The 7,193-nt window shown below is 64.3% G+C and carries 5 protein-coding genes; 1 reads left to right on the forward strand and 4 read right to left on the reverse strand.

Going from position 1 to position 7,193, the window contains the following annotated elements; translation table 11 throughout:
• Positions 1-383: 383 nt before the first annotated feature.
• Positions 384-1,064 (forward strand): phosphoglycolate phosphatase, encoded by a 681-nt coding sequence (gph, locus tag HNW77_RS09105; RefSeq protein WP_172157099.1) that lies wholly within the window; start codon positions 384-386, stop codon positions 1,062-1,064.
• A 6-nt stretch (positions 1,065-1,070) separates the two neighbouring features.
• Here gph and gyrB read toward each other — a convergent pair whose 3' ends face one another.
• The 4 genes from gyrB to dnaA all read right to left on the reverse strand — a co-directional run.
• Entirely contained in the window at positions 1,071-3,539 is a 2,469-nt protein-coding gene (gene gyrB / locus HNW77_RS09110) for a DNA topoisomerase (ATP-hydrolyzing) subunit B (protein WP_408886794.1), read from the reverse strand.
• A 90-nt stretch (positions 3,540-3,629) separates the two neighbouring features.
• Complete coding sequence (gene recF, locus HNW77_RS09115) at positions 3,630-4,754, reverse strand: DNA replication/repair protein RecF (RefSeq protein ID WP_172157101.1); 1,125 nt, start codon at positions 4,752-4,754, stop codon at positions 3,630-3,632.
• Positions 4,755-4,776: 22 nt separating this feature from the next.
• Positions 4,777-5,901, reverse strand: a complete 1,125-nt coding sequence (gene dnaN, locus HNW77_RS09120; RefSeq protein ID WP_172157103.1) for a DNA polymerase III subunit beta — start codon at positions 5,899-5,901, stop codon at positions 4,777-4,779.
• Positions 5,902-6,009: 108 nt separating this feature from the next.
• Positions 6,010-7,193 (reverse strand): chromosomal replication initiator protein DnaA (dnaA, locus tag HNW77_RS09125; RefSeq protein ID WP_241694373.1); only part of this gene is annotated, 1,184 nt, incomplete at its 5' end.

Raw genomic sequence — 7,193 nt, forward strand, 5'->3', positions numbered from 1 at the left:
CAGTGTGCGGGTACTCCGCACCTGACTACCCTGTCAAACCCTTATCGGCGCGGGGACGCATCACTTCGAATGTCCGAGTGCTACGATAGTGCTGCCCAAAAATAACATGCTGATAAAAAACACAAAAATCAGGCACCTCTCATTTTATGAGATCATGCCCTTGATGCGTTTTTTTGAAAAAACAGACCCGTGCCGTCCTGAAGTCATAAAAGTTTTCAGGTGTCGCCTTTTTTTAAAAAGGCGACGTTGCCCAAAAGCTTCTTGAAAAAAGCCTTACCAAAAACTTTTCCTTTTTATCAATGATTTGGCCCCAGGCAATCTCTTATGACTTGCAGGGCCGTGCGCAGTGGGGCTTCCTCAACGCCAGACAGTCAAAGGCGTTCATGATGACATTCTCCCCTTCCCGTCTGGCAGTTTTTGATATGGATGGCACGCTGATCGACAGCCTGCCTGATCTTGCGGCCTGCGCCGACTGGCTTTTGGCGCAATACAACCTGCCGGGCATAACACCCGAGGCCGTGCGCCCGATGATTGGCGATGGCGTGGCCATGCTCGTCAGCCGCCTGCTCGACCATGCCGGTCCCGCCGCCACAAGCATAGACCGTGCCGAGGCCACGGCCCGCTACATGGCCCATTACACCCCCCATTCAACCGATCACACCCGCCCCTTTCCCGGCACGGTCGCGGCGCTGGCGGCCCTGCACGCAGCAGGCTGGCGCATGGCGGTCTGCACCAACAAGCCCGTAGCAGCGGCCCGGCGCATCCTTGAGGTCATGGATCTGGAAAAATGGTTTGTCACTGTAGGCGGCGGTGACAGCTTTGGCGTGCGCAAGCCCGACCCGCGCCACCTGCTGGGCACGATCGAGCAGGCAGGGGGCACTCCTGCCCGCGCCCTCATGATCGGCGACCATCATAACGACGTGGCCTGCGCCACAGGCGCCCATGTGCCGGTCATCTTCGCCCGCTGGGGTTACGGGCGGCCGGAAATGGAAGCCGGGGCCACGGTAGGCGCCGATTCCATTGCCGAAGTGCCGCATCTGGCAGGCGAATTGCGGCCTGCCTGAACTGCCTTATACGTCGAGATTGGCGACCTTGAGCGCATTGCCCACGATGAAGTCACGGCGCGGTTCAACAACATCGCCCATCAGGGTGGAGAAGACCTGCGCCGCGTTTTCAATATCGCCTACCTTGACCTGAAGCAGGGTGCGCATGGCGGGGTCAAGCGTGGTTTCCCACAACTGCTCGTCGTTCATCTCGCCCAGCCCCTTGAAGCGGTTGATCGACAGTCCCTTACGGCCCTGCGCCAGAATCCGCTCATACAGCGAGGCCGGGCCATGGAAGGGATGCGGCGTGCCATCGAGCACAAGGCTGACAGGGCCCGCAAAATCCTTCACCAGCCGCTCATGGCGCTCGGCCAGCCAGCGCACTTCCGCGCTGCGCAGGGTCGTGGCCTCAAGCCGGTAGACCTCGCCCACGCCGCGCACGCTGCGCGCCATTTCCAGCCCGCTTTCGCTCACGGCCACTTTCCACCCGCGCTCGGCCGGCGGCGAGATGGCATCAAGCCGGGCCTGCAGGTCCACAATGCGCTCGGGCACCGTGTTCAGGTCAGGCCGCAGCACGCCCGCAATGGCCGCCTGCTCCAGTATCCACACCGGCACGCGGGCCGACAGGCGTGACAGCGCGCGCGTGACATCGCGGATGAAATGCACGTCCTCGCGCATCGCCTCGCCCTGCACTTCGCGCCCATCGGCATAATGCAGCGCCGCATTGGCCAGCGCCTTGTCAAGCAGGTAGGCCTCAAGGGCCGCGTCATCCTTGAGGTAGCGCTCGTCATTGCCGCGCTTGGCGCGGTATAGCGGCGGCTGGGCGATATACAGGTACCCGTTCTCGATCAGTTCGGGCATCTGGCGGAAGAAGAAGGTCAGCAGCAGCGTGCGGATGTGCGAGCCATCCACGTCAGCGTCGGTCATGATGACAATGCGGTGATAGCGCAGTTTCTCGATCGAGAAGCCACCATGCTCCACGTCGCCCCGCCCGATGCCGGTGCCGAGTGCCGTGATCAGCGTGCCGATTTCAGCCGAGCCGAGCATGCGGTCAAAACGCGCGCGCTCCACGTTCAGGATCTTGCCCTTGAGCGGCAGGATCGCCTGGAAGCGCCGGTCGCGCCCCTGCTTGGCCGTGCCACCTGCCGAATCCCCCTCGACGATGAACAGTTCGGACTTGGCCGGGTCGCGCTCCTGGCAGTCCGCAAGCTTGCCGGGCAGCGAGGAAATATCAAGCACGCCCTTGCGCCGGGTGAGTTCACGCGCGCGGCGCGCGGCCTCACGGGCGGCGGCGGCATCCATCACCTTGGCCACGATGTGGCGGGCTTCCTTGGGGTGGGTCTCGAACCAGTGGGAGATCATGTCGGCCGCCGCCGCGTGCACCACCGGCTGCACTTCCGACGAGACCAGCTTGTCCTTGGTCTGCGACGAGAATTTGGGGTCGGGCACCTTGACCGAGAGCACGGCGGTCAGGCCCTCGCGCATGTCCTCGCCGTTGAGCGCGTGGCTGTCCTTCTTGGTGGCGTTGGCCTCGGCATAGCGGCCCACCACGCGGGTCAGCGCCTGACGGAAGCCTGCAAGATGCGAGCCGCCATCACGCTGCGGAATGTTGTTGGTGAAGCACAGCATGGTTTCATGGAAGCTGTCGTTCCATGTCAGCGCGAACTCGACCTTGATGCCGTTTTCCTCGTTCTGGAGGCTGCCGGTAATGGGCGGGTTCACGATGGCGGTCTTGCCCTGGTCGAGCCATTCCACAAAGGCGCACAGGCCGCCCTCGTAATGGAATTTCTCCTCACGCGCGGGTTCGTGGCGCTCATCACGCAGCACGATCTTCAGCCCGGAATTGAGGAAGGCCAGTTCGCGCAGGCGGCGCTCGAGAATCGGGAACTCGAACTCCACCTTGGCAAAGGTCTCGGCACTGGGCTTGAAGGTGACCTGCGTGCCGCGCGGCTCGCTGCTTTCACCCACCACGCGCAGCGCCTCGTCACGCTCGCCGCCCTGGAAGCGGATGACATGCTCCTTGCCATCGCGCCAGATGCGCACTTCCATCCATTCGGACAGGGCATTGACCACCGCGGCCCCCACGCCGTGCAGGCCACCGGAAACCTTGTAGGAATTCTGGTTGAACTTGCCGCCCGCATGCAGCTTGGTCAGCACGACTTCCGCCGCACTCACCCCTTCCTCATGGTGCATGCCGGTAGGGATGCCGCGCCCGTCATCGCGCACGGTCACACTGCCATCGCCATTGAGGGTGACGACGCAGCCGGTGGCGAAACCGGCCTGCGCCTCATCCACCGCGTTATCGATGATCTCGAAGGCCATGTGGTGCAGGCCCGAGCCGTCATCGGTATCGCCAATATACATGCCGGGACGCTTGCGCACCGCATCCAGCCCCCGCAGCACCGAGATGGATGCCTCATCATAATCAGGCATGGGCGTTACAGTGCCCTTGGCCTCGGCATCGTGTTTCTGATCGGGACTGGATTGATCGGACATGCCGGCAGATGCTCCACAGCGGACAACAACAAAATATCAGAATGCATTATAGCCTCAACTGCCCGGCGGAACCAGCATTCCCCGCGCGAATCAGGTCTCATGGGCAAGATTACCCGCACCCGGCGTCTCGAAGGCGGCATGGCCGCGCAGCGGGGCGAACTGTTCGGCGTCCGTTCCGGTCAGGAACACACCTGTGTTCATGCGGCCCACGGCACGGAACAGGGCCTGCCTGCGGGCTTCATCCAGGTGCACCAGCGGTTCATCAAGCAACAGCATGGGCACCTGCCCCCGGCATGCGGCCAGTATGCGCGCATGGGACAGCACGATGCCCAGCAGCAGCGCCTTCTGCTGGCCCGTGCTGGACTGGGCGGCGGCGCGCCCGCTCACCCGGTCAGCCAGCGCAAGACCGGTGCGGTGCGCGCCAAAACGGCTGCCGCCACGCTGGCGGTCAATACCGCGCGCGTGCGCCATCTGCCCGGCCAGCCAGTCCTCCACGGCCAGCGCAGGCTGCTGGGCCAGATGGGCGGCAATATCACAGTCCAGCTCCAGCCGGGCGGCGGGAAAGCCATCGGCCAGCGCCTGCCCATCGGTATTGAGGCGACTGACCATGTCCATCCGCGCGGCAACGGTGGCCACCGCATGGCGGGCCATGGTGTGCTCGAGGGCGGCAAGCCAGGCGGGATCGGGGTTGCGCTGGGCCAGCAGGCGGCTGCGCTGGGCCATGGCGCGGTCATGGGCTGCGAGTTCACGCGCATGGCCGGGTTCAAGCGCCTGCACCAGCCGGTCGAGAAACCGCCGCCGCCCCCCTGCCCCTTCAAGGAACAGGCGGTCCATCTGCGGCGTGATCCAGACAGCCGAGAAATATTCACCAACGCCATCACGGTTGCGCAGGACCTGCCCGTCCACCCGGAACACCCGGCGCTCGGGCCGCAGCGGGTCGGCGCCCGTTGCAAGCTGCACGGACAGGGCTTCATCCCCGTCCATGCCTTCCACCTGTGCCGCAACGCCCCACAGGCCCGCGCCATGGCGGGGCAGTTCATCCATGCGCGCGCCGCGCAGGCCACGACCGGGCACCAGCAGCGACACGGCCTCAAGCAGGTTGGTCTTGCCGCTGCCATTCGGCCCGGTAATGACCGTAACCGGCTGCGCCGGCTGCCAGGACAGGCGGCTGTAGTTGCGGAAATCCGTCAGCGTCAGCCGGGTTATGCAGGCCATGCCGCCGTAATAAAAGGCGCGCTCAAACGCGCATGGGCATCAGCACGTACAGCGCCGAGGGGCTGTCCACATCGCGCACGATGGTGGGGGCGGAACTGTCGGAGAAGGCGAATTCCACCTCCTTTTCCACCTGGTCGGTAATGTCATTCAGATACCGGGCCTGAAAGCCGATCTCGATGGGCGGCGCGTCATAGGAGACGTGATTTTCATCAAGCTCCTCGGTGGCCGAGCCCTGGTCCTGGCTGGCAGCCGACAGGGTAAGCAGGTTATGGCCCATGCTCAGCTTGACCGGACGCGACCGCTCCTGGCTGATGGCCGCGACACGGGCTACCGCATCGGAGAAGATCTTCTTGCCCACGCGCAGGATGCGGTCATTGCCGTGCGGGATCACGCGCTCATATTCGGGGAAGGTGCCATCGATCAGCTTGGAGGTGAGCGTGATGTTGCCGATGGTGAACTGGATGCGGGTATCGGACAGGGCCACATCGACCTGCTCCGGCCCTTCATCAAGCAGCTTGCGCAGCTCACCCACGGTCTTGCGCGGCACGATCACGCCGGGCATGCCCTCGCTGCCCGGCGGCAGTTCGGTCTCGACGCGCGCAAGGCGGTGGCCATCGGTCGCCACCGCGCGCAGCACCGGACCGGCCTCGCCTTCGGCCACATGCAGGAAAATGCCGTTGAGGTAGTAGCGCGTCTCCTCCGTGGAGATGGCGAAGCGCGTGCGGTCGATCAGGCCCCGCAGCACCTGCGCGGGAATGCTGAATTCATGCGGCAGGCTGCCTGCCATCATGGAGGGGAAGTCATCCACGTCGAGCACATTGAGGCTGGTGGCAAAACGCCCCGCCCGCAGGCCCAGCGGCGCATCGCCTCCGGCATGGTCGAACTCGACCTGCGCGCCATCGGGCAGCTTGCGCACGATTTCGTACAGCACGGCCGCCGGTGCCGTAACCGCGCCATCACGCAGCGTTTCGGCCGCCATGCCCTCGACCACGGCAATTTCCATGTCGGTGGCGGTCAGCGTCATGGCGCCATCAGTGACATTGATCAGCACATTGGCCAGGATGGGGATGGTATTGCGCTTCTCGGCAACGCTCTGGATATGGGCCAGTGCCTTGAGCAGCGTTACGCGGTCAGCCTTCAACTTCATCGGTACGATATCCTCCACATCCCGCAGCACCCGAAAAAGTACAGAACGGGGGAGACCTGTCTAGCAGCCTGAAGCAACAGCGGTAAAGGGGCGCGCGGGGGAAATGCGTCAGGTCTCGAGCATGCGGCGCAGCAGTTCCACGTCCTCGGCAAAGGCAGGGTCCTGGGCCATCAACTGCTCCACCTTGGTCACGCCATACATGACGGTGGTGTGGTCGCGGTTGCCGAACTTGCGCCCGATCTCGGGGTAGGAGCGGCTGGTCAGCTGCTTGGCCAGGTACATCGCCACCTGCCGTGGCCGTGCCACGGCCCGGCCCCGCCGGGCGGAGAACATGTCGGTCAGGCGCGTGTTCCAGTGCTCGGCCACCTTGCGCTGGATTTCCTCGATGGTGACGCGACGGTCATGCGCCTTGAGGATATCGTGCAGCACATCCTGCGTTGCTTCCAGCGTGACGGGGCGGCCAAACAGGTTGGCATGCGCGATCAGCCGGTTGAGCGCGCCCTCAAGCTCGCGCACGTTCGAGGTGATCTTGTGGGCCAGGAATTCCAGCACCTTGGCAGGCACCACAACGCCGGAGGCTGCGGCCTTGGCCTCAAGGATCGAGATGCGCAGCTCGAACGTGGTGGCATGGATATCGGCCACCATGCCGCAGCCAAGGCGGGTGCGCAGCCGGTCCTCAAGCCCTGACAGGTCGGAGGGCGACTTGTCGGCCGAGACCACGATCTGCCGCCCGGCATCGACGAGCGCGTTGAAGGTGTGGAAGAATTCGTCCTGCGTGTTGTCCTTGCCGATGAGGAACTGCAGGTCATCGATCATCAGCACATCGACGGAGCGCAACTGGTCCTTGAACTCGAGCGTGGACTGCGAGCGGATGGCCCCGATGAAGCGGTACATGAACTTCTCGGCCGACATGTAGGCCACCGAGACCTTGCCGCCACGCAGCAGTTCCGCACCGATGGCGTGCATGAGGTGGGTCTTGCCCAACCCCACGCCGCCATACAGAAACAGGGGGTTGAAGCCGGGGCTGGACGGGCGCTCGGCCACGCGGCGGGCGCAGGCATAGGCGAACTCGTTGGGCTTGCCCACGATGAAGGTGTCAAACGTAAAGCGCGGCTCGAGCGGGGCGGCAAGGTCGCTGCGCACCTCGGCCTGGCGCGGGCTTTCCGCCACGGCGGGCGCAGGCATAGGCGAACTCGTTGGGCTTGCCCACGATGAAGGTGTCAAACGTAAAGCGCGGCTCGAGCGGGGCGGCAAGGTCGCTGCGCACCTCGGCCTGGCGCGGGCTTTCCGCC

Source organism: Komagataeibacter melomenusus (assembly GCF_013155395.1).
Taxonomy (GTDB): domain Bacteria; phylum Pseudomonadota; class Alphaproteobacteria; order Acetobacterales; family Acetobacteraceae; genus Komagataeibacter; species Komagataeibacter melomenusus.